General features: G+C 66.0%; 16 protein-coding genes, 3 tRNA genes and 3 rRNA genes. 12 read left to right on the forward strand and 10 right to left on the reverse strand.

The genetic code is table 11. The features are described 5' to 3' along the window. Positions 1 to 29 precede the first annotated feature (29 nt). Together PFX90_RS15600 and PFX90_RS15605 are read left to right on the forward strand one after the other, a co-directional pair. On the forward strand, positions 30 to 875 hold the full coding sequence (locus tag PFX90_RS15600) for a DUF7847 domain-containing protein (protein WP_285713557.1): 846 nt from the start codon (positions 30 to 32) through the stop codon (positions 873 to 875). Positions 876 to 894: 19 nt separating this feature from the next. Continuing rightward, positions 895 to 2,271, forward strand: coding sequence for an MFS transporter (locus tag PFX90_RS15605; protein WP_285713558.1), 1,377 nt, complete (start codon positions 895 to 897; stop codon positions 2,269 to 2,271). On the opposite strand, the gene PFX90_RS15610 is transcribed toward PFX90_RS15605, so the two are convergent. The 3 genes from PFX90_RS15610 to PFX90_RS15620 all read right to left on the reverse strand — a co-directional run bounded on the left by PFX90_RS15610 (position 2,268) and on the right by PFX90_RS15620 (position 4,127). Beyond that, positions 2,268 to 2,612 carry an arsenate reductase family protein gene (locus tag PFX90_RS15610; protein WP_285713611.1) on the reverse strand — a complete coding sequence of 115 codons (345 nt, stop codon included), beginning with the start codon at positions 2,610 to 2,612 and terminating at the stop codon, positions 2,268 to 2,270. The genes PFX90_RS15605 and PFX90_RS15610 overlap by 4 nt on opposite strands. A 10-nt stretch (positions 2,613 to 2,622) precedes the next feature. Next, on the reverse strand, positions 2,623 to 3,174 hold the full coding sequence (locus tag PFX90_RS15615; RefSeq protein ID WP_285713559.1) for a (2Fe-2S)-binding protein: 552 nt from the start codon (positions 3,172 to 3,174) through the stop codon (positions 2,623 to 2,625). A 188-nt stretch (positions 3,175 to 3,362) separates the two neighbouring features. After that, the gene (locus PFX90_RS15620; RefSeq protein WP_285713560.1) at positions 3,363 to 4,127 is read right to left on the reverse strand and encodes a class II aldolase/adducin family protein; all 765 of its coding nucleotides are present in this window, start codon (positions 4,125 to 4,127) and stop codon (positions 3,363 to 3,365) included. Between the two features lie 97 nt (positions 4,128 to 4,224). Between PFX90_RS15620 and PFX90_RS15625 the strand changes: the two genes are divergently transcribed. From PFX90_RS15625 to PFX90_RS15665, 9 genes are all read left to right on the forward strand, one after another. Further along, positions 4,225 to 5,598 carry an MATE family efflux transporter gene (locus tag PFX90_RS15625; RefSeq protein ID WP_285713561.1) on the forward strand — a complete coding sequence of 458 codons (1,374 nt, stop codon included), beginning with the start codon at positions 4,225 to 4,227 and terminating at the stop codon, positions 5,596 to 5,598. A 64-nt stretch (positions 5,599 to 5,662) separates the two neighbouring features. Further along, positions 5,663 to 8,071 (forward strand): chemotaxis protein CheA, encoded by a 2,409-nt coding sequence (locus PFX90_RS15630; protein ID WP_285713562.1) that lies wholly within the window; start codon positions 5,663 to 5,665, stop codon positions 8,069 to 8,071. After that, the gene (locus PFX90_RS15635; protein WP_285713564.1) at positions 8,068 to 8,508 is read left to right on the forward strand and encodes a chemotaxis protein CheW; all 441 of its coding nucleotides are present in this window, start codon (positions 8,068 to 8,070) and stop codon (positions 8,506 to 8,508) included. Before PFX90_RS15630 ends, PFX90_RS15635 begins: the two co-directional genes overlap by 4 nt. 100 nt (positions 8,509 to 8,608) lie before the next feature. Further along, positions 8,609 to 8,974, forward strand: a complete 366-nt coding sequence (locus tag PFX90_RS15640; protein WP_073973303.1) for a response regulator — start codon at positions 8,609 to 8,611, stop codon at positions 8,972 to 8,974. Positions 8,975 to 9,051: 77 nt separating this feature from the next. Further along, positions 9,052 to 10,140, forward strand: a complete 1,089-nt coding sequence (gene cheB / locus PFX90_RS15645; protein ID WP_285713565.1) for a chemotaxis-specific protein-glutamate methyltransferase CheB — start codon at positions 9,052 to 9,054, stop codon at positions 10,138 to 10,140. 7 nt (positions 10,141 to 10,147) lie between these two features. Beyond that, a complete protein-coding gene (locus tag PFX90_RS15650; RefSeq protein ID WP_285713566.1) occupies positions 10,148 to 11,002 on the forward strand; it encodes a CheR family methyltransferase in 855 nt (284 codons plus the stop codon). A gap of 118 nt (positions 11,003 to 11,120) precedes the next feature. Then, a complete protein-coding gene (locus PFX90_RS15655; RefSeq protein ID WP_285713567.1) occupies positions 11,121 to 12,641 on the forward strand; it encodes a putative bifunctional diguanylate cyclase/phosphodiesterase in 1,521 nt (506 codons plus the stop codon). Then, complete coding sequence (locus PFX90_RS15660) at positions 12,638 to 14,401, forward strand: methyl-accepting chemotaxis protein (RefSeq protein ID WP_285713569.1); 1,764 nt, start codon at positions 12,638 to 12,640, stop codon at positions 14,399 to 14,401. Before PFX90_RS15655 ends, PFX90_RS15660 begins: the two co-directional genes overlap by 4 nt. A gap of 86 nt (positions 14,402 to 14,487) precedes the next feature. Then, positions 14,488 to 16,350, forward strand: coding sequence for a methyl-accepting chemotaxis protein (locus PFX90_RS15665; protein ID WP_285713571.1), 1,863 nt, complete (start codon positions 14,488 to 14,490; stop codon positions 16,348 to 16,350). A 56-nt stretch (positions 16,351 to 16,406) separates the two neighbouring features. On the opposite strand, the gene PFX90_RS15670 is transcribed toward PFX90_RS15665, so the two are convergent. From PFX90_RS15670 to PFX90_RS15700, 7 genes are all read right to left on the reverse strand, one after another. After that, a complete protein-coding gene (locus PFX90_RS15670) occupies positions 16,407 to 17,216 on the reverse strand; it encodes an alpha/beta fold hydrolase (RefSeq protein ID WP_285713572.1) in 810 nt (269 codons plus the stop codon). 582 nt (positions 17,217 to 17,798) lie between these two features. Further along, positions 17,799 to 17,875: transfer RNA gene (locus tag PFX90_RS15675), tRNA-Met, on the reverse strand. 110 nt (positions 17,876 to 17,985) lie between these two features. Then, a 5S ribosomal RNA gene (gene rrf / locus PFX90_RS15680) occupies positions 17,986 to 18,100 on the reverse strand. A 132-nt stretch (positions 18,101 to 18,232) separates the two neighbouring features. Next, positions 18,233 to 21,020: ribosomal RNA gene (locus PFX90_RS15685) — 23S ribosomal RNA — on the reverse strand. Positions 21,021 to 21,294: 274 nt separating this feature from the next. Next, positions 21,295 to 21,370: transfer RNA gene (locus PFX90_RS15690), tRNA-Ala, on the reverse strand. A 10-nt stretch (positions 21,371 to 21,380) separates the two neighbouring features. Further along, positions 21,381 to 21,457 (reverse strand) — tRNA-Ile (locus PFX90_RS15695). A gap of 193 nt (positions 21,458 to 21,650) precedes the next feature. Continuing rightward, positions 21,651 to 23,135: ribosomal RNA gene (locus PFX90_RS15700) — 16S ribosomal RNA — on the reverse strand. Together the 16S, 23S and 5S rRNA genes with 3 tRNA genes alongside form the textbook arrangement of a ribosomal RNA operon. Positions 23,136 to 23,864: 729 nt before the next feature. Here PFX90_RS15700 and PFX90_RS15705 point away from each other — a divergent pair. Next, a complete protein-coding gene (locus PFX90_RS15705) occupies positions 23,865 to 24,857 on the forward strand; it encodes a retroviral-like aspartic protease family protein (protein WP_285713573.1) in 993 nt (330 codons plus the stop codon). The last annotated feature ends 10 nt before the right edge of the window (positions 24,858 to 24,867 follow it).

Below are 24,867 nucleotides of genomic sequence, written 5' to 3' on the forward strand. Positions count from 1 at the left end.
ATGGGCCTCGCGTCACGAAGGGATCCGCGATGCAACACCGCAAGCTCGACATGGGAACCGCCTGGACGCAGGCGACCGGCCTGATGGGCGCCAATCGCGACACCATCAGCGCGATTGCCGGGCTGTTCTTCTTCCTCCCCGCGCTGGCGAGCAGCCTGCTGCTGCCCGGCCTCGCCAACCCGCCGCAGCCCGCGCCCGGTGCCGATCCCGAGGTCGCGTTCCGGGCGATGCTCGACCAGATCTCCACCATCTACGCCGAGAACTGGCCGCTGCTGCTGGCGCTGACGGCGGTGCAGGTGATCGGCTCGATGAGCCTCTTCGCACTGCTCACCGACCGCGCCAACCCGACCGTGGGCGAGGCGCTGCGCACCGGCGTGCGGAGCCTGCCGAGTTATCTCGCCGCGCAGCTTCTCACCGTGCTCGGCGCGTCGCTGGCGATCGGCATTCCGGTCGGCGTGCTCTCGGCCTTCGGCGGGGTGGCGGTGGGGCTGCTGGCGTTGCTGGTGGCGCTGGTGGCGATCCTCTACGTCATCGTCAAGCTGTCGCTGACGGGGCCGGTGATCGCGATCGAGGGCCGGATGAACCCGCTCGCCGCGCTGGGGCGTTCGTGGCAGCTGACCAAGGGCAACTCGCTGCGCATCCTGCTGTTCGTGCTGCTGCTGGTGGTGGTCTTCGGGATCATCGCGCTGCTGGTCGGGGGCACGCTCAGCCTCGTGCTGTCGGCGATGGGGGAGGCGGTGGCGCTGATCGGCGGCGGCGTGATCGACGCGCTGATCAATGCGCTGCTGACCGTACTGTTCCTCGTCGTGACCGTGGCGATCTACCGGCAGCTTGCCGGTCCCTCGCCCGAGCGCGAGGCCGCGCTGTTCGAGTAGGCAGCAGCGCGCAAGAGCGATGGCCGAGACCGATCCCGACCTGACCCGCACCGCTGCACCCGCTTCCGCCCCCGAGGCCGGGGCGATCCCGCCCTCGCGCATGGCACTGCTGTTCATGGTGATGCTGGTGACGGCGGCGGGCAACACCGCGATGCAGTCGGTGATGCCCTCGATCGGCACCGCGCTGAAGGTCGAGGACGTGTGGATCAGCCTTGCCTATTCGTGGTCGGCGCTCCTTTGGGTGGTGTGCGCCCCGTTCTGGGCAAGGCGGTCGGACAAGCGGGGCAGGAAGGCGATGATGGCGCTGGGGCTCTCGGGCTTCATCACCTCCTTCGTGCTGTGCGGCGCGGCCTTGTGGGCGGGGCTGTCGGGCTGGCTCACCGCTTTCTGGACACTCATCCTGTTCGCCGCCGCGCGGAGCCTCTACGGCGGCTTCGGGAGCGCTGCACCTCCGGCGGTGCAGGCCTACGTCGCCTCGCGCACCCCGAGAGCCACCCGCACCCAGGCGCTCTCGCTGATCGCCTCGAGCTTCGGGCTCGGCACGGTCATCGGCCCGGCGCTGGCACCGCTGATGGTGGTGCCGTTCCTCGGGCTGGGGCTGACCGGACCCTTTATCGCCTTCGCCGCCATCGGCGTCGTCGCGCTCGTCCTGCTGCGGCTGCGCCTGCCCGATGACGAGCCGCGCTTCGCCGCCCGAGGCCAGGCCGCCCCCTACGCCAGCGCCTCGGGAGCGCCCGCCGATCCGGGCGAGACCAGCGAGGCCGAGGACGCCGCCGCGGCCGCCGACACCGACCCGCCCCGCCTCAGCTGGCGCGACCCGCGCCTCAGGCCATGGGTCTTCGCCGGGCTCGTCGGCGGCCATGCGCAGGCGATGGTGCAGGGCATCGCCGGCTTCCTCGTGCTCGACCGCCTCGCCCTGCGCGACACCCCCGATGCGGGCGCCGGGCCCATCGGGCTCGTCCTGATGAGCGGGGCGATAGCGACCCTGCTCGCGCAGTGGGGCCTGATCCCGCGCTTCGACCTCGGCCCGCGGGCGGCGACCCTGTGGGGCATCACCGCCGCCGCGATCGGCACCGCCATCCTCGCCGTGGCGGGCGACCTCCACCTGATCGCCCTCGGCTATGCCATCGCCTCGCTCGGCTTCGGCCTGTTCCGCCCGGGGACCACCGCCGGCACCTCGCTCGCCGTGACCCGCACCGAGCAGGGGCAGGCCTCAGGCATCGTCGCCAGCCTTGCCGGAGCCTCCTACATCTACGCCCCGGCGCTGGGCGTGTGGCTATATGGCCACTCAGACTGGCTCGGCTTCGGGCTGATCGTTGCCCTGTGCGCCGTGGTGCTGTTGCATGGTTGGTTCAAGCTCCAGGCGGATCGGGATCTTACCACCGAACGACGCTAGAGTATCTCCAAGACCCGATCCTGAGGGCGGCACAGGCGCACCCCCTTCTCGGTCTCCACCAGCGGGCGCTCGATCAGGATCGGCTGTTCCGCCATCGCCGCCAGCACGGTCGCGTCATCCGCCTCGGGCAGCCCCCGCTCCGCCGCATCCGTCCCGCGCAGCCTCAACCCCTGCTGCGGCGTCAGCCCCGCATCGCGGTAGAGCTGTGCGAGCTTGCGCGCGGTGGGCGGCTCCTTGAGATACTCGACCACCGTCAGCTCCACGCCGCTCAAGCTCTCGAGGATCGCCAGCGTCTTCCTCGACGTCCCACACGCGGGGTTGTGCCAGATCGTCGCCTTCATCTTGCCCATCTCATTCCCCCTCGCCCGGCACCCGCAGCGCAGGCACAGCCTTGGCCGCATCCTCGGGCGCGATGCCCGGTGCGGGCGCGGCGCTCACCCGCTCCTGCCGCGCCGCGATGCGGCCCGCCTGTTCGATCACCTTGACGATCCGCGGATAGACCCCGCAGCGGCACAGGTTGGGCACCGCCGCCTCGATATCCGCCGCCGTCGGCGCGGCATTCCGCTGGAGCAGCGCGGCGAGCGATATCACCATGCCCGGCGTGCAATAGCCGCATTGCACCGCCTGCTGCGCCACCATCGCCTGCTGCACGGGGTGCGAGCGGTCGCGGCTCAGCCCCTCGATGGTGGTGATCAGCCGGCCTTCCGCTTCGGCGAGCGTGATCGCGCATGACCTCAAGGCCACCCCGTCGACCAGCACCATGCACGCGCCCGAGCACTCGGTCCCGCCCCCGCAGGCCTTTGTGCCGGTGAGGTTCAGCGCCTCGCGCAGCGCGTAGAGCAGCGGCATCCGCGGATCGAGGTCGAACTGCACCGGCCTCTCGTTGACGGTCATGCGGCTCATCGCAGGGCCCCTTCAGCGCGGCTGTTGGAGACACATGAGACACTGTCCAGAGAGCGAAAACCGCCCCCCGCACGGGCCACGTCAAAGTCACGGAAAAAGAGGCCGAAACGGGTCATGGATTCGTCCATGCCAGCTTCACCGCGTGTAGGAAACAGGCAGTTGCTCCTAGCGCCTCCCCCTTGCCGGGGTCAGCTGCGCCAGCTGTCGTCGATCTTGTCGATCCGGCGCTTCCACGCCTCGAAATCGAACAGCCCCGCGCCGCCCTGCCCCTGCATCACCGACAGGTCGCGCTGGTGGACGTCGATCACCGACTGCGGGACGAGCACCGGATCGCCCATGCTCAGCGTCGCCACCTGGATCTCGCAGGCGCGCTGCAAGGCCCACATCTTGACGAACATACCCTGGATCGTGCGGTCCATCACCACCGGGCCATGGTTGCGCAGCATCAGGATGGTGTGATTGCCGAGGTTCTGCACCAGCCGCTCACCTTCCTCAGGCCGCACGGTGACGCCCTCGAAATCGTGATAGCCGATCTGGCCCTGGAAGTTGCAGGCGTAGAAATTGGTCGGCAGCAGCCCGTCCTTGTGGCTCGCCACCGCCATCGTCGCAGTCGTGTGGACGTGGCAGATCGCATCCGCACGGCCGCCGAGGTGCTTGTGGAAATAGGCGTGCTGGGTGAAGCCCGCCTTGTTCACCATGTAGGGCGAGCCGCCGACATTATTGCCCTCGACGTCGATCTTGACGAGGTTGCTCGCCGTGACTTCGCTGTAGAGCAGCCCGAAGGGGTTGATCAGGAAAGTGTCGGTCTCGCCGGGCACCTTCAGCGAGATGTGGTTGTAGATCGATTCCGACCAGCCCAGGTGATCGAAGATCCGGTAGCAGGCGGCAAGATCGAGGCGCGCCTGCCATTCCTCGGGGCTGCACTCGATTGTGGGCTTGAGCTGGGTTGCCATGGCGCGGTTCCTCTCCGTCGTTCCTTTGGCCCTGCTATCGCATGGCGAGGGAATGCTTTGCAAGCCGCGCGAGCGCCCGCTAGGCCCGTGCGCAAGCATGACATCGCCTGCCCCTTCCGCCCCCGCCAAACTGGTCACCGGCAGCATCCCGGGCCATCTGGTCAGCCAGACGCTGCCCGCCGTCGTCGGGGTGGCGGCGATCATGTCAGTCGGGATCATCGACGCCTATTTCGTCGGCCAGCTCGGCCCGCAGCCCCTGGCCGCGATCAGCTTCATCTTTCCGGTCTCGGTCGCCTGCACCTCGCTGGGCGTGGGCGTGATGGTGGGGATCAACTCGGTGGTCGCCCGGGCGCTCGGCGAAGGCAACCTCGAGACCGCCGCGCGCCGGGCGAATTTCGGCATCGTATTTGCCTGCCTGTGCGGGATCGCGATGGGCCTCGCGCTGTGGCTCGCGAGCGACGCGATCTTCGCCGCGATGAACGCGCCCGCACATCTCATGCCGCTGATCCACGCCTACATGACCCCCTATGCGATGGCCTTCCCGCTGAGCCTTGCGATCATGGGCTTCAACGGCGTGCTGCGCGGACAGGGCGAGGCGCGGCGGACGAGCACGGTTTCGATCGCCTTCGCCTCGGCCAACTGGGTGCTCAATCCGATCTTGATTACGGGCGCTTTCGGCTTCGAGGGCTTCGGCATCGCGGGCTCGGCCTATGCGACCGGGATCGGCTGGGCGATGGGGGTGGGGATGGCGCTGTGGCTGCTGCGCGGGACGCCGCTGCCGCTCAATCTTGGCCTGCTGCGGAACTGCGACCTGATCGACCCCGCGCGGGCGATCATCAAGGTCGGGCTGCCTGCGGCCTTCTCCAACGCGATCAACCCGCTGGGACTGGCGGTGCTGACCTCGCGCATCGCCCTGGAGGGCGAGGCGGCAGTGGCGGGCTTCGGCGCGGCGGGGCGCTTGCAGAGCCTCGTGCTGGTGCCGCTGCTCGGCCTGTCGGGCGCGATCGGGGCGATCGTCGGGCAGAACTGGGGCGCGGGGCGTGACGACCGCGCGGCCGAGGCAGTGCGCTATGCCTTCGGCTTCTGCATCGTCTGGGGCCTGATCGTGGCGGGCGCGATGATGGCTGCGGGGGCGACCTTCGGGCGGGTGTTCACCGACGATCCCGCGGTGGTGCGTGAGTTCGATCTCTACCTGAAGATCGCCGCCTGGGGCTATGCCGGCTTCGGCCTGCTGATCGTCGGCAACGGGATCATGAACGCGGTCGACCGGGCGAGCTTCGCGCTGGCGCAATCGGTGGCGCGGGTGTTTCTGGTGATGCTGCCGGTGGCGCTGGTGCTCCAGCCGCGCATGGGGAGCGCCGCGATCTACACCGCCGAGCTCGCCGCCAACCTGTTCGGAGCGGTCTCGGCGCTGCTGCTGGTGCGCTTCGTCTTCGCGCGCCACGCCGCCGCGCAGCGAGCCGCGCGCTAGGCCATTGTTAACCAACTCTGCCGCATAGCCTCTCACGCACACGCGATTGAGGGCGCGCACACCCATGGACGACCTGCTGGCGGAATTCATCGCCGAGACCCGCGAGATGCTGGAGGCCACCGGCGGCGAACTCGTCGCCTGGGAAGCCGATCCGGCCGACCGCGCGCGGCTCGATGCGATCTTCCGCTTCGTCCACACGGTGAAGGGCAATTGCGGCTTCTTCGACTTCCCGCGCCTCGCCAGCCTCAGCCACGCCGCCGAGGACGCGCTCGCCGATTGCCGCGCGGGGCGGCGCGAGGCGGACGCCGCGCTGGTCACCGGCGTGCTCGCGATCATCGACCGGATTGCGGCGATGATCGACGCCATCGAGGCCGGTGAAGACTTCCCCGAGGGCGGTGACGACGCGCTGATCGCCGCACTCGACGGCGCGCCCGAAGCGCCTGCCGACACCCCGCTCCACGCTCCCGCCGCCGCCCAGCTCGGTGCTGGCGAGGAGCAGACCGCGACCTTCCGCCGCTCCGACCAGCGCACCATCCGCCTGCCCGTCGAACTGCTCGACCGGGTGATGAGCGGCGTGTCCGACATGGTGCTGGCGCGCAACGATCTCGCGCACCGGCTCAGGCAGGCGGGCAACCAGCCGACCATCGACGGCCCCTTCGAGCGCCTCACCACCATCCTCTCCGACGTGCGCGACGCGATCACGCGGATGCGGATGCAGCGGATCGAGACCCTGTTCGGCGCCCTCCCCCGCCTCGTCCGCGACCTTTCCGCCGAACTCGGCAAGCAGGTGATGGTCGATCTCGACGGCGGCGACGTGGAATTGGACCGCGAGATGATCGAGACGATCCGCGATCCGCTCACCCACATCATTCGCAACGCCATCGACCACGGGATCGAGACGCCCTCGGCCCGCCTTGCCCAAGGCAAGCGCGAGATCGGCCTCCTCGCCATCGCCGCGCGGCAATCGGGCAACACCATCTCGATCGTGCTCGCCGATGACGGGCGCGGGCTGGACGAGGAACGCATCGCCGCCAAGGCGGTCGCCACCGGCCTCGTCACCGCCGCCGAGCGCGGCGCGATGGGGCGCGACAAGATCCTCAACCTCATCTTCGAGCCCGGCTTCTCCACCGCCGAGACCGTCAGCAACGTCTCGGGCCGCGGCGTGGGGCTCGATGTGGTGCGCCAGAACCTCGAGAAGGTCGGCGGCAGCATCAAGGTCGCAAGCGTCCCCGGCGAGGGCACTACCTTCACGCTCCAGATCCCGCTCACGCTCAGCATCATCGCCGGGCTGACGGTCGATGCGGGCGGGCAGCGCTTCGCGATCCCGCAGAGCTATGTCGAGGAAATCGTGCAGGGCTCGGCCCGCGCGCTCGATCTCACCCGGCTGGGCGAGACCGCGCTGGTCACCTTCCGCGGGCAGCGCGTTCCCTGCCTGATGCTGGGCGAGGTGCTGGGCCTGACCGACGGCGAAGCGGCGAAGGAGCCGACGCTCGTCATGCTGCGCCTTGCCAGCGGCGATCTTTTCGCGCTCGCGGTCGAGGGCATCCACAATCACGGCGATCTGGTGGTCAAGCCGCTCGCGCCGGCGGTGATGCGGTCGGGGCTCTACGCCGGTTCGACCCTGCTCGACGACGGCACCCCGGTGCTGCTGCTCGACGTCGCCAATATCGCCGCGCAGCACGCGCTGGTGTCCGACACCCGCACCCGCGTGCTCGGCCCGCTCGCCGAGGAGGCGGACGCCGCCGCCGACAATGCGAGCCGCGCGATGCTGTTCACCGATTTTGCCGGACGCCGCTCGGCGGTGCGATTGGAGCTGGTGCAGCGCATCGAGACCGCGCCGGTCACCGCGATCGACCGTTCCGCCGCGCGCCCGCGCGTCGTCATCGACGGGCTGATCCTGCCGCTGATCGGCCTGCCCGACACCCCGCTCACCCAGCCCAAGGTCCGCCTGCTGCGCCTGTCGGACGGCGCCTGCGAGCTGCTCTACGCGGTGCGCGAGGTCGAGGATGCGGTGGAGCTCACCCAGCCTCTCGCTCCCGTCCCCGAGGACCCGCTGGCCGAGGCGATGACGCTGATCGGCGGCACGCCCGTCACCCTGATCGACGCGCACGAACTCTTCGCCCGCCACGGCGAGGCCCCGCAGGCCGCCGAACGCCCGCGTTGCACCCTGCCCGAGGGCGAGTGGGCGCGCGCGATCCTTGGGCCCCTGGTCACCGCCGCAGGCTACGACATCGTCGACCCCGCCGAGGCCGGGGAGACCGCCATCGGCATCCTGTTCGAGGACGTCTACGAAGTCGCCGAGACCCTCGGCCGCCCGCTGCCGCCGCGCGTCATCCGCCTGCGCGACCAGCCCGAGGCGCCCGCGGGCGCGCAGACCATCTACCGCTACGACCGCGAGGGCCTGCTCGCCGCGCTCGCCGCCGCGGCCGCCGATGCCGCCGCGCGTGCCGCCGCCACGGGAGAGGCCGCATGACCGACAAGCTGCTCGTCATCCTCCAGATCGCCGGTCGCCGCTGCGCGCTCTCGGCCCTCGACGTGCGCTCGGTGATCGAGACCGGCGCGATCACCCCGATCCCGCGCGCGCCTGCGTGGATCGCCGGCATCACCGCGCTGCGCAGCCAGGCGCTGACCGTGATCGACTGCCGCCGCGCGATTGGCGTAGCGGGCGACTGGCCCACCGACCACCGCGCCGCGGTCATCACCGAGGGCGGCCATTCCTACGCCCTGCTGGTCGACGGGATCGAGGACATCACCACCGCCGCAGGCGAGGTGGGGCAGATCCCCGGCGGCTTCGGTGCCGAATGGTCGCGCATCGCGCTCGGCATGATCGAGACCATGGCCGGCCCCGCGCTGCTGATCGACCTGCCCGCGCTGCTCGCCGGGCCCGAGGACATCGAGGCGGCCGCCTGAGGGCGCAAACCGCGCGACAATCGGGACAGAACGCCCCGCGCCTTAATCCAATCCTTACCAAATCACCCTTAGTTTCGCGGCACCAACCGCAGGAACGCCCATGAAAACTTGTCTCATCGTCGATGATTCCCGCGTCATCCGCAAGGTTTCGCGGCATATCCTCGAAACGCTCGGATTCGCCGTCGAGGAAGCCGAGAACGGCAAGATGGCGCTGGATGCCTGCGATGCGGCGATGCCCGATGTGGTGCTGCTCGACTGGAACATGCCGGTGATGACGGGGATCGAATTCCTCGTCGCGCTGCGCCAGCGCCCGGGTGGCGACAAGCCCAAGGTCGTGTTCTGCACCACCGAGAACGACGTCGCGCACATCCGCCAGGCAATCCAGGCCGGGGCGGACGAATATGTGATGAAGCCCTTCGATCACGAGACGCTGCAGATCAAGTTGCAGCTCGTCGGGTTTGCGTGAGCCGCCCCGCCCCTCTGCTGCCGCGGGAGTCTGATCGCCCCGCGCCCCGCTCCGGAGCCGCACCTGCGATCCGGGTGATGATCGTCGACGATTCGCTGACGGTGCGCACGATCTTCAAGCGCATGGTCGAAAGCGACCCCGCGCTGGTGATCGCCGGCACCGCCTCGAGCGCCGAGCGCGCCATCGCCCAGCTGGCCGAAACCCCTGCCGATGTGGTGCTGCTCGATCTCGAGATGCCCGGCATCGGCGGCCTCGGCGCGCTGCCCGCGATCCTGGCCACCCCCGGCCGCCCGCAGGTGCTGGTGGTCTCCTCGCTGACGGTCGACGGGGCCGAGCATACCCTCTCTGCACTCCAGATGGGGGCCGCCGACACGCTGCTGAAGCCGCGTCCGGGCGGGTTCACCGAGGATTACCGTGCCGCGCTGCTCGGCAAGATCCGCGCGCTGGGATCGCGCGCCGCCGCGGCCACCGCTCCTGACACCGATACCCCCGCACCCGAGGAGGCTCCCGCACCCGCGCCCTCCTTCGTGCGCACCGGCCTCGTCCGCCGCACCCGCCGCCCCGAGGTGATCGCGATCGGTGCCTCGACCGGCGGCATCCACGCGCTCGGCCTGATGCTGCGGCGGCTGGCGCCCGATTTCGACATTCCGCTGGTCATCACCCAGCACCTGCCCGCCAATTTCATGCCGGTCTTCGCCCGCCAGATCGAGGCCGCCTGCGGGCGCCCCGCCGAGATCGCGGCCGAGGGGCTGATACTCACCCCGGGCCGCATCCTGATCGCACCCGGCCACGGCCATGTCGTGATCAAGCGCAAGGCATCGGGCGGGCTTGTCACCCGCATCAGCACCGAACCCCAGCCGAGCGGCTGCCTGCCCTCGGTCGACCCGATGCTGGCGAGCCTCGCCGAGGCCTGCGAGGGTCGCGCGCTGGGGGTGATCCTGTCGGGCATGGGCCGCGACGGGGTGCTCGGCGCCGGTGCGCTGGTCGAGGCGGGCGGCACGATCTTTGCGCAGGACGCCGACAGCAGCGCGGTGTGGGGCATGCCCGGCGCCGTGTCGCGCGCGGGGCTGGCGAGCTTCATCGCCACCCCCGACCGGATCGGCGAGGCGGTGATGACGCTGGCGAGTGCGCCCGCTGCCGTCCCCGCCACCGCCGTGCACAAGTAGAGCGGCGATGGAAGCGAGCGAAGCCTCCCACCAGATCATCGCCGATCTGCTCGAAGCGCGCACCGGCCAGCACCTGACCGAAAGCCGCCGCTGGCGCGTGAACTCGGCGCTGGCGGGGATCTTCCGCCAGCACGGCATCTCCAATGTCGACCAGCTGGTGTGCCTGCTCGCCGACCCCGGCTCGGACGCGCTGGCGCAGGAAGTGGTCGAGGCGCTGCTCAACAACGAGACCTATTTCTTCCGCGACAAGCCGACCTTCGACCAGCTGCCAGGCGAAATCCTGCCCGAGCTTGCCCAGCGCCGCCGCGACGTGAAGCGCCTGTCGATCTGGTCGGCGGGCTGCTCGACGGGGCAGGAGGTCTATTCGCTCGCCATGCTCTTCGCCGAACAGGCCGAGCGCTGGCAGGGCTGGACGATCGACATCATCGGCACCGACGTCTCGCACCGGGCGATCGCGACCGCGCGCGGCGGGCTCTACAGCCAGTTCGAAGTGCAGCGCGGCCTCGGCGTCACCCAGATGCTGCGCCATTTCGACGAGACCCCGCGCGGCTGGCAGGTGCGCGGCGAGGTGCAGGACATGGTCCGCTTCGCGCAGGGCAACCTGCTGACCGCCCCTCATCCCTCGCGCCTGCCCTTCGATCTGGTGCTGTGCCGCAACGTGCTGCTCTATTTCGACCGCCAGGTGCGCCACGAGGCCTTCGAGCGCCTGTCGCGCGCGGTCATGCCCGACGGGTTCCTGATGCTCGGCGCGGGCGAGACCGTGGTCGGCCAGACCGACCGCTTCGTGCCGACCCAGCGCCGTGCAAGCTTCTTCGAGCTCGCCCCCGCTCCCGTCCCCGCGATGGCGCGCAGGATCGCCTGAAATCTCGCACTTTTGGCAGGCTGCGTGGCCGCGGCTTTACCCTTCATTAGCCGCTCCTGTTTAGGACGTTCGGGAAACCGCGCAAAGCTCCACGCGCGCCTGTCGGGAAACCCTGTTCTTGTTCAAGGCCAAGCAACCCCTGCACCTCTCGCCCGTCGGGCTGGTGCTCATCCCGATCGGGGTGGCGAGCGCCGTGACGGGGGGGCTGGGCTTTGCCATCGGGCTGACCGGGCGCTGGGCGGTGATCGCGCATGCGCCGCTGATCATCACCGCGATCCTGATCTATGCCGCCACGCTGTTCTTCCTCGGGCGCAGCGGGATCGCGACGATTCGCGGTCTCGAACAGCGCGCCCATGTCGATCCGCTCACCGGCCTGCCCAACCGCCATGCGCTGCACGAGGACGTGCAGTTCCTGAGCCACGGCGAGGACGAGGTGGCGCTGGCGATGATCGATCTCGACAGCTTCAAGCAGGTCAACGACCACTATGGCCACGCGGTCGGCGACCAGCTGATCGACCTGTGTGCGCAGGTGCTGCGCGAGGTCTGCGGCAAGGAAGCGCGCTGCTACCGCCTCGGCGGCGACGAGTTTGCGGCGGTGATGGGGGGCAAGGTCGCGGGCACGATCCTCGAAGGCATCTGCCGCGCGCTGCTCGAGAAGCTCGGCACGCCGCTGACCCTCGGCGGCCGCCACATCGCGGTCGGCGCAAGCATCGGCCTTGCGCGCTCGACCGCGGACCTGCGCATCCCCTCCTCCGAGATGCTGCGCCGCGCGGATGTGGCGATGGACATGTCCAAGCGCGGCGGCAAGATGCGCTGCACATGGTTCAACGAAAGCTTCGACCGCCGCCGCGAGCGGGTGCGCGAGATCGAGGACGAGATCCGCAGCGGGATCGCGGCGGGCGAATTCAGCCTCGCCTACCAGCCGCTGGTCGATGCCAATGACAAGCGCATCGTCGCGGTGGAGGCACTGCTGCGCTGGAACCGCGGGCCGGATCGCGATCCGCTGACCCCCAATCTCTTCATCCCGGTGGCCGAGGATTCGGGGCTCATCAATCCGCTTGGGCAGTGGGTGCTGCGCCAGGCGGTGTGCGACGCGGGCCGCTGGGGCGACATCACCCTTTCGGTCAACATCTCCGCCGCCCAGCTGCGCAATGCCGAATTCCCGATCAAACTGGGCGAGGTGCTGGAAGAGACCGGCTTCCCGCCGCATCGGCTCGAACTCGAAGTGACCGAGACCTGCCTCGTGCTCGACCCCGTGGTGGCCGAACGCACTCTGGACGTGATCCGCAGCTTCGGCGTGCGCATCGTGCTCGACGATTTCGGCACCGGCTACGCCTCGATCGGCTTCCTGCGGCGCTTCCGCTTCGAGAAGCTGAAGCTGGATCGCTCGCTGGTCGAACTGGCGGGCGTCGATGACGGCAGCCGGGCGATGATGCTCTCTTCCATCGCGCTTGCCCGCGCGCTCGACATGGGGGTGACCGCGGAAGGGGTCGAGACCGAGGAACAGGCCGAACTCGTGCGTCTTGCCGGGGCCGACCAGATCCAGGGCTGGCTCTACCACCGCGCCGTCCCCGCCGCCGAGATCGACCGGCTGATCGCCGCCCAGAACGCTGACACCAAGGACGGGAAGGCCGCATGAGCGCGCTTCAGGACATTGCCCTCGACATGGAAGCGCAGGCCGCCGCGCCCGAAGCCGCCCCCGCCACCCGGCTCGGCCGCTGGCAGCGCTGGTTCGCGCAGCTCTCGATCGGCGGCAAGATCACGCTGTTCTTCAGCATCAACCTCGGCTTCGCGCTCGCCGCGGGGCTGTTCGTGGTGGCGGGCTATATAGAGCTTGGCCAGCGCGGCGAGAGGGTGCGCGTCACCCACGCCGAAGCCTTGCAGGCCGAGCGCCTGCTGGTGCAGCTCGGCGAAAGCCAGCGCCACGCCGAACTGCTGGCCGCGACCGGCGACCCCGCCCGCGCCCGCGCCGCCAGCCGGGCGCTCGCCAGCGCCGAGGCCACCGTCGCCGCGCTCGCGCAGGGCATCCCCGACCCCGCCAGCGCGCAGCAGCTCGCCGACATCCGCGCCGGCATGGCCGACCTTGCGCGGCAGATCGACCGTCCGCGCGATGCCGAAGCCCTTGCCGCGACCAGCGACAAGCTGACCGGCACCGCCAAGGCCCTCGCCGCAGCGCTCGGCACCCGCGCCGACGCCGCCGCCGATCTCGGCGCGGCGCTGATTGCGCGGCTGCTGATGATGTGGATCGGCCTTGCCACCATCCTCACGCTCATCACGCTGTTCGCCCAGCGCTATTTCAACCGCAGCGTCGGCGCGACCCTCACCGCGATGGCGCAGCAGATGACCGCGATCGCCGCCGGCCAGCGCGATGTCGCGATCAGCGGCAAGGACCGCGCCGACGAGATCGGCGAGATGGCGCGCGCCACCGAAGTGTTCCACCGCGCTGGGCTCCGCCTCGAAAAGCTCAGCCGCGAACGCGCCGAACGCGCCAAGGCCGAGCTTGACGAGCACGCCCGCCAGCAGCTCATCGCCGAAGAGGCGCGGCGCGAGCGCGAGCGCATGATCGCCGGCATCGCCGACCAGTTCGAACGCACCGTCGGCGAAGTCGTCACCGGGGTGGTCTCCGCCTCGAGCCAGCTGCAATCGACCGCCACGCTGATGGCGAACACCGCCGAGCACGCCAGCAGCCGCACCGGCGAGGCGGCCGCGGCGATGCAGGAAGCCAATCTCGGCGCCTCGGCCGCCGCCGCGGCGAGCGACGAATTCGCCATGTCGATCGGCGAGATCAGCCGTCAGGCGGCATCCTCCGCCGAACTCGCGCGCGAGGCCAGCGTCTCGGCGCGCAAGGCCGACAGCACTATCGGCGCGCTTGCGGCGAGCGCACAGGAAGTCGGCCAGATCGTCGAGCTGATCCAGACCATCGCCCAGCGCACCAACCTGCTGGCATTGAACGCCAGCATCGAGGCCGCGCGCGGCGGCGAGGCCGGGCGCGGCTTCGCCGTGGTCGCCAGCGAGGTCAAGGAACTCGCCAACCAGACCAGCCGCGCGACCGAACAGGTCGCCGAGCAGATCCGCGCGATGCAATCGACCACCGGCGCCAGCGTCAGCGCGCTGCGCGACATCGCCGCGCAGATCGAAAGCCTCGAGACCACCGCGGTCTCGATCGCCAGCGCGGTCGACCAGCAATCGGTCGCAGGGCACGATCTCGCCCGCTCGATCGACCTCGCCGCACGCGGGACCGAGAAGGTCGCGGGCCATGTCGACACCGTGCGCGAGCTTTCGCTCTCGACCGGGGCGGCGGCGGCGCAGGTGCTTTCCAGCGCCACCAGCCTCGAAAGCCAGGCCGCCACCTTGCGCGCCCAGGTGCAGGGCTTCCTGGCGCGGGTGCGGGCGGGTTGAACCCCTAGGCGATCCTCCGCGATCAACCCTTCATAAAGTATTTTCCTTCATCAATGCCGCCATATGACCTTCGGGGGACGAGCGGCATGAACATGATGAGCTGGCAGGATCGGGCCGAGGAAATGGCGGTCCCCTCATACGTGCGCGAACTCAGAAACGACTTTGCCGAGGACGCGGCGGACAGCGCCGCCGTCCCTGCCGCCGCAACCGACGGCGTCTCGCTGCTCGAACGCCTCGCATGGTTCCGCAACCTCAGCCTCGCGAAGAAGATCAACGCCGTGTTCGGCACCTTCCTCGCCGCCGGGCTGCTGATGGTGCTGGTGCTGGGCCTCGGGCTCGGCGAGCTGTGGAACCGCTACAATGCCTCGGCGCGCCTGCAGGAGACACTGGTGGCGGCCGGGCAGTTGCAGATGGCGGCGGGCGAGCTGCGCTACCATTCGGTGCGCGCGCTCTATAGTCCGGCCCAGGCTACCCGCGAGGCGCAGCGCGCGGCCGAGACCGCCGTGACCACCCAGATCACCGCGATCGAAGCGGCGGTCGCGCAGGAAGCCCCCGAACTCACTCCGCGCGTCAAGGCCGTGCGCGAGGAGATCGCGCAGATGGAGAGCGCCTATGACAGCGCCGCAGACAAGGTGCGGGGCGGCGCCGACCGCGATGCGCTGGTGACCGGCGTCGCCGAGCAGGCGAGCGCGGTGATGACCGCCGCCGGCACCCTCGCCACCGACATTGCCGCGCGCGGCGAGACGCAGGAAGCGACCGGCATCGCCTATTTCTTCAACATGATCCTGATCATCGCCGGCCTCGCCGCGCTGGGCGGCACCGTGCTGCTGCTCGGGCTTGCCTATCTCAGCCGCGATTTCTCGCGCAAGATCGTCGAGATCGCGAGGGGCATGAACCAGCTGGCCTCGGGCGACCGGCACTTCACCATCGCCGGCGCCGAGCGCCAGGACGAGATCGGCCAGATGGTCCGCGCGCTCGACCTGTTCAAGCGCGCCAACAAGTGGATGGAAGACCGCGCCCGCGAAAAGGCCGAACGGGCCGAGCAGGAACTGCAATTGCAGCAGGAGCGCGAGCGCGAGCGGGTCGAGGCCGAAGCCAAGCGCGCGGCGCTGCTCGATGATGTCGCGCGCCAGTTCGAGCGCACCGTGGGCGATGTGGTGAGCGGCGTCGCCGCAGCCTCGAGCCAGCTCCACACCACCGCCACCCGCATGGCCCAGAGCGCCGAGGAAGCGAGCCGCCGCACTGGCGAAGTCGCGTCCTCGATGGAGGAAGCCAATGCCGGCGCCACCGCAGCCGCCGCGGCGAGCGACGAATTCGCGCTCTCGATCAGCGAGATCAGCCGGCAGGCGGCCTCCTCAAGCGAGTTGGCGCGTCTGGCGACCGTCGCCACCGGCGAGGCGGACGAGACGATCTCGGCGCTCGCGGCCTCGGCGGACGAGGTGGGCCAGATCGTCGAGCTGATCCAGACCATCGCCCAGCGCACCAACCTGCTGGCCCTCAACGCCTCGATCGAAGCCGCCCGCGGCGGCGAGGCGGGTCGCGGCTTCGCGGTCGTCGCCAGCGAGGTCAAGGAACTCGCGATGCAGACCAGCCGCGCCACCGAAAAGGTCGCCGAACAGATCCGCGCGATGCAATCGACCACCGGCGCTTCAGTGAAGGCGCTGCGGGCGATTGCCGGGCAGGTGCGCGATCTTGAGTCGACGGCGGTTTCCATTGCCACGGCGGTCGACCAGCAGTCCGTGGCGGGCCGCGATCTCGCCCAGAGCATCGACCTTGCCGCACGCGGCACCGAGAAGGTCTCGGCGCATATCGAGGACGTGCGCCAGCTGTCGCTCTCGACCGGTGCTGCCGCCTCGCAGGTGCTGCTGAGCGCCAACGAACTGGAAGCGCAGGCCGCCCATCTCGGCGATCAGGTGCGCGGCTTCCTGCGGACGGTGCGGGCGGGGTAGGCGACCCGCGCTTGCCCCGGACGCGCGCTGCGCCTGGACGGCCCTGACCGTGATCCTCAGCCGAAGAAGTCGGCGAGTGCGCGCGCCAGAGCGTCCGGGTCGTCGATCTGCGAGAAGTGGCTCGCTTCGGGGATAATGACCTTGGTTGCGCCGGGCGGCAATTGGCTGACGACCATATCGGCGAGCGCGGCGGGAAACAGACCGTCCTTCTCGCCCCATACCACCAGCGTCGGCGCGTGGACGTTGGGCAGGACGTCGTCGAGCACCGGGTCGGCGTTATCGGGCGCCGAGAAACCGGCAAACAGTTTGCCGAGGGAAGCGGCCTCGCCGCTAGCCTTGAAGGCGGCAAGGGCCTGAGACGCGAAGTCCTGCGTCTGCGCGAAGGGCGATGCGATCGTCACCGATAGCAGCTGATGCATCTCTTCGACCGTGTCCGGAGCGAAATTGACCGGCGGCGGGCCGGACAAGGTGACACTCAGACCGGCGACGTCGATCAGCGCGAGTTTGCCGATGCGCTCAGGGTAACTCTGGGCAAATACCGCCGCAGCCCAGCCCCCGGCGGAATTGCCTGCGATGTGAGCGTGCGCAATGCCCTCGTGATCGAGCAGGGCCCTCACCATCGCGGCCTGCGCGTTGGGACCGACCGACGGCGCGTCCCGCGACGAACCGCCGAAGCCAAGCATGTCCGGTGCGTAAACCGTGTAATGGGGGCCAAGCAGCTGGACGACCTGCCCGAAGTCCTCCTTGTGCCCGCCCAGCCCATGAATGATCACCAGGGCGGGCCCGTGACCGGCCTTCAGATAAGCGACCGTCTGGCCATCGAGGTCAGCGGAAAAGGTCTGGGGCTCAGTAATGGCAGCATCCATTTGCGGGATCTCCTTGGCAAAAACGGTGCAATTGCGATCGCGATCGGCGCGAGAGCGACAATCGGGAGGAATTGGAGTTTCAGCATTGGCCTCTCCGATCAGGCATATCCGCTAGGCCCAGGGGAGGCGCGGTTTCCCGATTGCAGCGGGCTGCTGACCCCCTCCCGAAGTCCTGTCGCCTTGTGCTTGCGTCATGTCGCTTGCGGTCACTTTTCCGAATGGGGCAAGCATACATTTCCGGCGCCATGTCTGTCGTTGGCCACGATTGCGCATTCTTGCGGGGATTGCGCAAATGCAGGCGGGGACAAGCAGGGACGGGCACAGACTCGGGTGACCATGGTCCGTCGGGCGACGCGTTCGCTCGCGAGCCTATAGCAATGAGAGGCGGGCACGCCTGATCTTCATGTGCGGTCGTTCACGGTCGACGCGTGAGGCATTGGGGAAAGCGTTGTTGATCCGGCTGATGGGGAGGGAGGCGGCGCCTTCCATCGTGACCCTCACGCTGGCAAACCAGACGCCGATTGCGCCCGGCAGCGAGGCTGCGGGCGTAGTTTGCGTTGATCTGTGGTGGGTTTCAAACGGTGGTTGCGGGAGTTGGATTTGAACCAACGACCTTCAGGTTATGAGCCTGACGAGCTACCGGGCTGCTCCATCCCGCGATACCGAAGCGTCGAGAGGCCGAAGGCCTCAAAGACGCCAAAAGGGCCGCCCTTGCGGGTCAGCCCTGTTGACTTGTGAATGGGTCAACCCCGCTCCCACTGGTCGCAATGCCTGGCGACGACCTACTCTTCCAACGCTTGAGCGTTAGTACCATCGGCGCTGTCTGGTTTCACGGCCGAGTTCGAGATGGGATCGGGTGGGTCACAGACGCTATGGCCACCAAGCAATGGGACCAGTGGATGCGGGTTTTAAATCGATGCACACTCATGGGTATGAGTGATTAAGGGCGTATCTGGCTGGAGCATTCTCCACCAACGCGCACTGCCGAGGCAGGGCTGACGTTGATAGTGCAGACTCTCAAGCGCGATATGAACTATTAGGACCGGTTAGCTCCATACATTACTGCACTTCCACACCCGGCCTATCAACGTGATGGTCTATCACGGTTCAAAGATACCTAATCTCAAGGGAGGCTTCCCGCTTAGATGCTTTCAGCGGTTATCCCGTCCGTACATAGCTACCCTGCGGCACTCTTGGCAGAATGACAGGTACACCAGAGGTACGTTCACCCCGGTCCTCTCGTACTAGGGGCAACTCCTTTCAAGTATCGACGCCCACGGCAGATAGGGACCAAACTGTCTCGCGACGTTCTGAACCCAGCTCACGTACCACTTTAATTGGCGAACAGCCAAACCCTTGGGACCTGCTCCAGCCCCAGGATGTGATGAGCCGACATCGAGGTGCCAAACGATTCCGTCGATATGAGCTCTTGGGAATCATCAGCCTGTTATCCCCGGCGTACCTTTTATCCGTTGAGCGATGGCCCTTCCACGAGGGACCACCGGATCACTATGACCGACTTTCGTCTCTGCTCGACTCGTCAGTCTCGCAGTCAGGCAGGCTTATGCCATTGCACTCTAACAGACGGTTTCCAACCGTCCTGAGCCTACCATCGCGCGCCTCCGTTACTCTTTAGGAGGCGACCGCCCCAGTCAAACTACCCGCCACAGAGGGTCCCAACACCGGATAACGGTGCGTGGTTAGACATCAGAAAACAGCAGGGTGGTATTTCACCTATGGCTCCATGACAGCTGGCGCCGTCACTTCAAAGCCTCCCACCTATGCTACACAACTCTTTCCTAATGCCACTCTGAAGCTGCAGTAAAGGTGCACGGGGTCTTTCCGTCTAACCGCGGGTACTCCGCATCTTCACGGAGAATTCAATTTCGCTGAGCATATCCTGGAGACAGTGGGGAAGTCGTTACGCCATTCGTGCAGGTCGGAACTTACCCGACAAGGAATTTCGCTACCTTAGGACCGTTATAGTTACGGCCGCCGTTTACTCGGGCTTCAATTCGGAGCTTGCACTCCTCCTCTTAACCTTCGAGCACCGGGCAGGCGTCAGACCCTATACGTCGTCTTGAAGCCGACTTAGCAGAGTCCTGTGTTTTTGATAAACAGTCGCTACCCCCTGGCCTGTGCCCCCCACCAAAAGTTGCCTTAAGATGGGGCCTCCTTCTTCCGAAGGTACGGAGGCAATTTGCCGAGTTCCTTCAGGATACTTCTCTCAAGCGCCTTGGTATACTCTACCTGACCACCTGTGTCGGTTTCGGGTACGGTCTATACGGTGGGGCTATTTCCTGGAACCTCTTCACCGCCCGACCAATCCAATAAGGTCGAACAATTTACGAGATCCGTCACACACCACCAGGCCCACGAATATTAACGTGGTTCCCATCGACTACCCCCTTCGGGCTCGTCTTAGGGGCCGGCTCACCCTACGCTGATTAGCATTGCGTAGGAACCCTTGGTCTTTCGGCGACAGGGTATCTCACCCTGTTAGTCGCTACTCATGTCAGCATTCGCACTTCCGATACGTCCAGAGTCGGTTACCCTTCTCCTTCACTCGCTTACGGAACGCTCCGCTACCGCTGCAGTAAACTGCAACCCTAAGCTTCGGTGCATATCTTTAGCCCCGTTACATCTTCGCCGCAGGAACCCTTATTTAGACCAGTGAGCTGTTACGCTTTCTTTAAAGGATGGCTGCTTCTAAGCCAACCTCCTGGTTGTTTTGGGATTCCCACATGCTTTCCCACTTAGATATGACTTGGGGACCTTAGCTGTAGGTTAGGGCTGTTTCCCTTTTGACGACGGACCTTAGCACCCGCCGTCTGTCTGCCAGACAAGACTCGATGGTATTCGGAGTTTGGTTAGGTTTGGTACCGCTCGCGCAGCCCTAGCCCATCCAGTGCTCTACCCCCATCGGCATACATCTGACGCTCTACCTCAATAGATTTCGCGGAGAACCAGCTATTTCCCGGCTTGATTGGCCTTTCACCCCTAAACACAAGTCATCCGAGCATTTTTCAACATGCAACGGTTCGATCCTCCAGTGCGTGTTACCGCACCTTCAATCTGCTCATGCCTAGATCGCCGGGTTTCGGGTCTAATCCAACATACTCAGTCGCCCTATTCAGACTCGCTTTCGCTTCGCCTACACCTAACGGCTTAAGCTCGCATGCTAGATTAAGTCACTGACCCATTATGCAAGAGGTACGCTGTCACCCCCTATGGGGCTCCAACTGCTTGTAAGCATCCGGTTTCAGGTACTGTTTCACTCCCCTAATCGGGGTGCTTTTCACCTTTCCCTCACGGTACTGTGTTCGCTATCGGTCATGTACGAGTATTTAGGCTTAGAGGGTGGTCCCCCTATGTTCAGACAGGATTTCACGTGTCCCGCCCTACTCAAGTCCTTCTTCATCACTTTCGCATACGGGACTGTCACCCGCTATGGTCACACTTTCCAGAGTGTTCTGCTAGTTGAAAAGAAGGCACTGGCCTGGTCCCGGTTCGCTCGCCACTACTACGGGAATCTCTGTTGATGTCTTTTCCTCCGGGTACTGAGATGTTTCAGTTCCCCGGGTTCGCTTCACCAAGCCTATATATTCAGCTCGGTGATACCTTATCCACCTCGCCCGGCTGGCCCGAAAGCCAACTGGAAGAAATGGTGAAGGTGGGTTTCCCCATTCGGAAATCGCCGGATCAAAGTTTGCTCACAACTCCCCGACGCTTATCGCAGCGTGCCACGTCCTTCATCGCCTGTACATGCCAAGGCATCCACCAAATGCTCTTACCTCACGCTTGAGAATCCACACCATCAACGTCAGGCCTGCATAAAAGCCCGAGCGCTTGAAGATGGTGGGAGAATTATCTCAGCCAGATAATCAATTTGATTGATTTGTGATGCACGATCGTCGGCACAGGGCGAACCCTGTCCGTTACAATCCATGCGCCACGGCATCGATTTAAAAACCCATTCACAATGTCAAAGAACGGCGACGCTGACTAATCAGCACGATCGCCTGACCTGCCGAAGCAGGATCTGGTTTCGTTTCATCCATCGGAATTTTGAAGTGCCTGGTGGAGCCTATCGGGATCGAACCGATGACCTGATGCTTGCAAAGCAACCGCTCTCCCAGCTGAGCTAAGGCCCCGCGCAGACAATGGTGGGCCTGAGAGGATTTGAACCTCTGACCTCACCCTTATCAGGGGTGCGCTCTAACCAACTGAGCTACAGGCCCACTCCACTGCGACCGGCCGCCATCCCCGAAGGAACAGGCTGCCGCGAGGGCGTGAGCCGGCGAAGGCACACAACGCACCAGTGGCGCGCTGTATTCCGATTGATGAAAGGACATGAGGACGACGGCAATGTTCTTTGGAAGACCGCGAAGCACTTCCCGAGCCTAGCTCAGGCGCTTTCGCAAGTATCCTTAGAAAGGAGGTGATCCAGCCGCAGGTTCCCCTACGGCTACCTTGTTACGACTTCACCCCAGTCGCTGAACCCACCGTGGTCAGCTGCCTCCTTGCGGTTAGCGCACTGCCTTCGGGTGAATCCAACTCCCATGGTGTGACGGGCGGTGTGTACAAGGCCTGGGAACGTATTCACCGCGGCATGCTGATCCGCGATTACTAGCGATTCCGCCTTCATGCCCTCGAGTTGCAGAGGACAATCCGAACTGAGACATCTTTTGGAGATTAGCGCATCCTTGCGGAATAGCTGCCCACTGTAGATGCCATTGTAGCACGTGTGTAGCCCAGCCTGTAAGGGCCATGAGGACTTGACGTCATCCCCACCTTCCTCCGGCTTATCACCGGCAGTTTCCTTAAAGTGCCCAACTTAATGATGGCAACTAAGGACGAGGGTTGCGCTCGTTGCGGGACTTAACCCAACATCTCACGACACGAGCTGACGACAGCCATGCAGCACCTGTCACTAGGTCCCCGAAGGGAAGAAATCTGTCTCCAGAAGTCGTCCTAGGATGTCAAAGGCTGGTAAGGTTCTGCGCGTTGCTTCGAATTAAACCACATGCTCCACCGCTTGTGCAGGCCCCCGTCAATTCCTTTGAGTTTTAATCTTGCGACCGTACTCCCCAGGCGGATAACTTAATGCGTTAGCTGCGCCACCCAAGTTCCATGAACCCGGACAGCTAGTTATCATCGTTTACGGCGTGGACTACCAGGGTATCTAATCCTGTTTGCTCCCCACGCTTTCGCACCTCAGCGTCAATACTTGTCCAGCGAGTCGCCTTCGCCACTGGTGTTCTTCCGAATATCTACGAATTTCACCTCTACACTCGGAATTCCACTCGCCTCTCCAAGATTCTAGCTTCCCAGTTTCAAGGGCAGTTCCGGGGTTGAGCCCCGGGATTTCACCCCTGACTTAAAAAGCCGCCTACGTGCGCTTTACGCCCAGTAATTCCGAACAACGCTAGCTCCCTCCGTATTACCGCGGCTGCTGGCACGGAGTTAGCCGGAGCTTATTCTCCCGATACTGTCATTATCATCTCGGGTAAAAGAGCTTTACAACCCTAAGGCCTTCATCACTCACGCGGCATTGCTGGATCAGGCTTTCGCCCATTGTCCAATATTCCCCACTGCTGCCTCCCGTAGGAGTCTGGGCCGTGTCTCAGTCCCAGTGTGGCTGATCATCCTCTCAGACCAGCTATGGATCGTCGCCTTGGTAGGCCTTTACCCCACCAACTAGCTAATCCAACGCGGGCCCATCCAAAGGCGATAAATCTTTGGTCCGAAGACATTATCCGGTATTAGCTCAAATTTCTCTGAGTTATTCCGAACCTAAGGGCAGGTTCCCACGCGTTACGCACCCGTGCGCCACTAGACCCGAAGGTCTCGTTCGACTTGCATGTGTTAGGCATGCCGCCAGCGTTCGTTCTGAGCCAGGATCAAACTCTCAAGTTGTGTCACACACCAATCAGGCATGGGGAAAACCCCATCCGCCAGACTGGCATGAGCTGCAAGGAGCCGATACCTGCACTGTCAAACGTAATGGATACGAATGAACATGCTTGCCATCCGGGCAGGCGTGGAGCCCGCGATCGGATGTGGCGATCGGCTTGAGTTAACCGGTTACCGGAGCCTTGAGGTCCCCGGACCGGGCGCCGTCGCCCACATGTCCCTTCATCAAAAACCAACGATGTCAAAGAGCCGCCAGACAGTAATAGCGGACAGCGCTTGGTTCCCCGATTTACACCGGGGGACCGGCTATCCGAATTTGTTGGCGACCGAAGCGTTGTTGCGGTGGCGGTGGAAGCCGTCAGCGCCGCGTCGGTGGAGCCCATCTATGAGCGCTTCCTGATTCGGTCAACGCCTTTTTGCAATTTTATTTCACAGGGGCGCAAGAACCGCAGAATTCCGCCATTTTTTGCCTACATTCGCCCCCATTTCGGCCCTCCGGATGGGGTAAATGGCCCCCTTCTGACGGCCGAATCCGGGTGAATCGGGGCCTGAATCACCCCTTCCGCCCCCCTTTCACCCCGCCGACCACCCGCCATTCCGCGATTCACCCTGACCGGCCCCTTTCGAATCTCGCGATTCCCCGAATCAACGCCGCCTTGGGCCCGTTCCCGAAGAATGGTAGGATCGCGCCTGCGGACAGGATCGCCATCTTCCTGCCGCACGGGAGAAGCCATGAAAGCGCCACGCACCCTTGCCGCCCTCGCGCTGGCGAGCCTCGCTGCCCCCGCCGCGGCAAGCCCCGAGTTGCCGCCAACTCCCCCCGCGCCTGCCCCGAACGGCGCCACCGCCGGTATCGTCGATCCCGCCGCCGAGACGCTCGCACTGGAAGAGGAACGCTACCGCCGCCTCACTCTCCCCGTCACGGTCGAGGGCACCGGGCCGTTTGCCTTCATGATCGACACCGGCAGCCAGGCGACCGCGATCACCCGCGAGATCCGCGACATCGCCGGGCTCTCCCCCGCCGGCACCGCCACCCTCGTCGGCATGGCCAGCCGCCGCCAGGTCGAGCTCGCCAATGTCGGGCGCATCGAGTTCGGCGCGAACAGCTACACCAACTTCGCCGCCCCGGTGCTCGAGCGCGCGCACGTGGGGGCGGACGGGATCATCGGCCTCGACGCGCTCCAGGACTTCCGCGTGCTCCTCGATTTCCGCAAGGCCACCATCAGCGTCGAGGACGCGCGCGAGAAGGAAGGCCGCGGCGGGTTCGAGATCATCGTGCGCGCGCGCAGCCGGCTCGGCCAGCTGCTGATCACCGATGCGCTGGTCGAGGGCGTGCGCGCCACGGTCATCATCGATACCGGCGCGCAGGCGAGCCTCGGCAACCTCGCGCTGCGCGAGAAGATCCGCGCCCGCCGCGCGCAGGATGTTGTGACCACCGACGTCAACGGGGTAGAGATCATGGGCGAACTTGCCGTGGTGCGCAGCCTCACCATCGAGGGTCTCTCGCTCACCGATGTGCCGCTGACCTTCGCCGATGCCCCGGCCTTCGAGGCGCTCGGCTTCCACGAGGAGCCGGTGCTCTCGATCGGGATGCAGCACCTCTCGCTGTTCGACCGCGTGGCGATCGATTTCGGGCGCAAGCGGATCGCCTTCGATGTCCCCGCCGACATCGCGCGCGCCCTGCGTGCAGCGCAGCGCGGCGAAAGCTACCGCGCACGGTTCTAGCTGCCGCGCC

It is taken from the genome of Erythrobacter oryzae (assembly GCF_030271515.1).
Lineage (GTDB): Bacteria > Pseudomonadota > Alphaproteobacteria > Sphingomonadales > Sphingomonadaceae > Erythrobacter > Erythrobacter oryzae.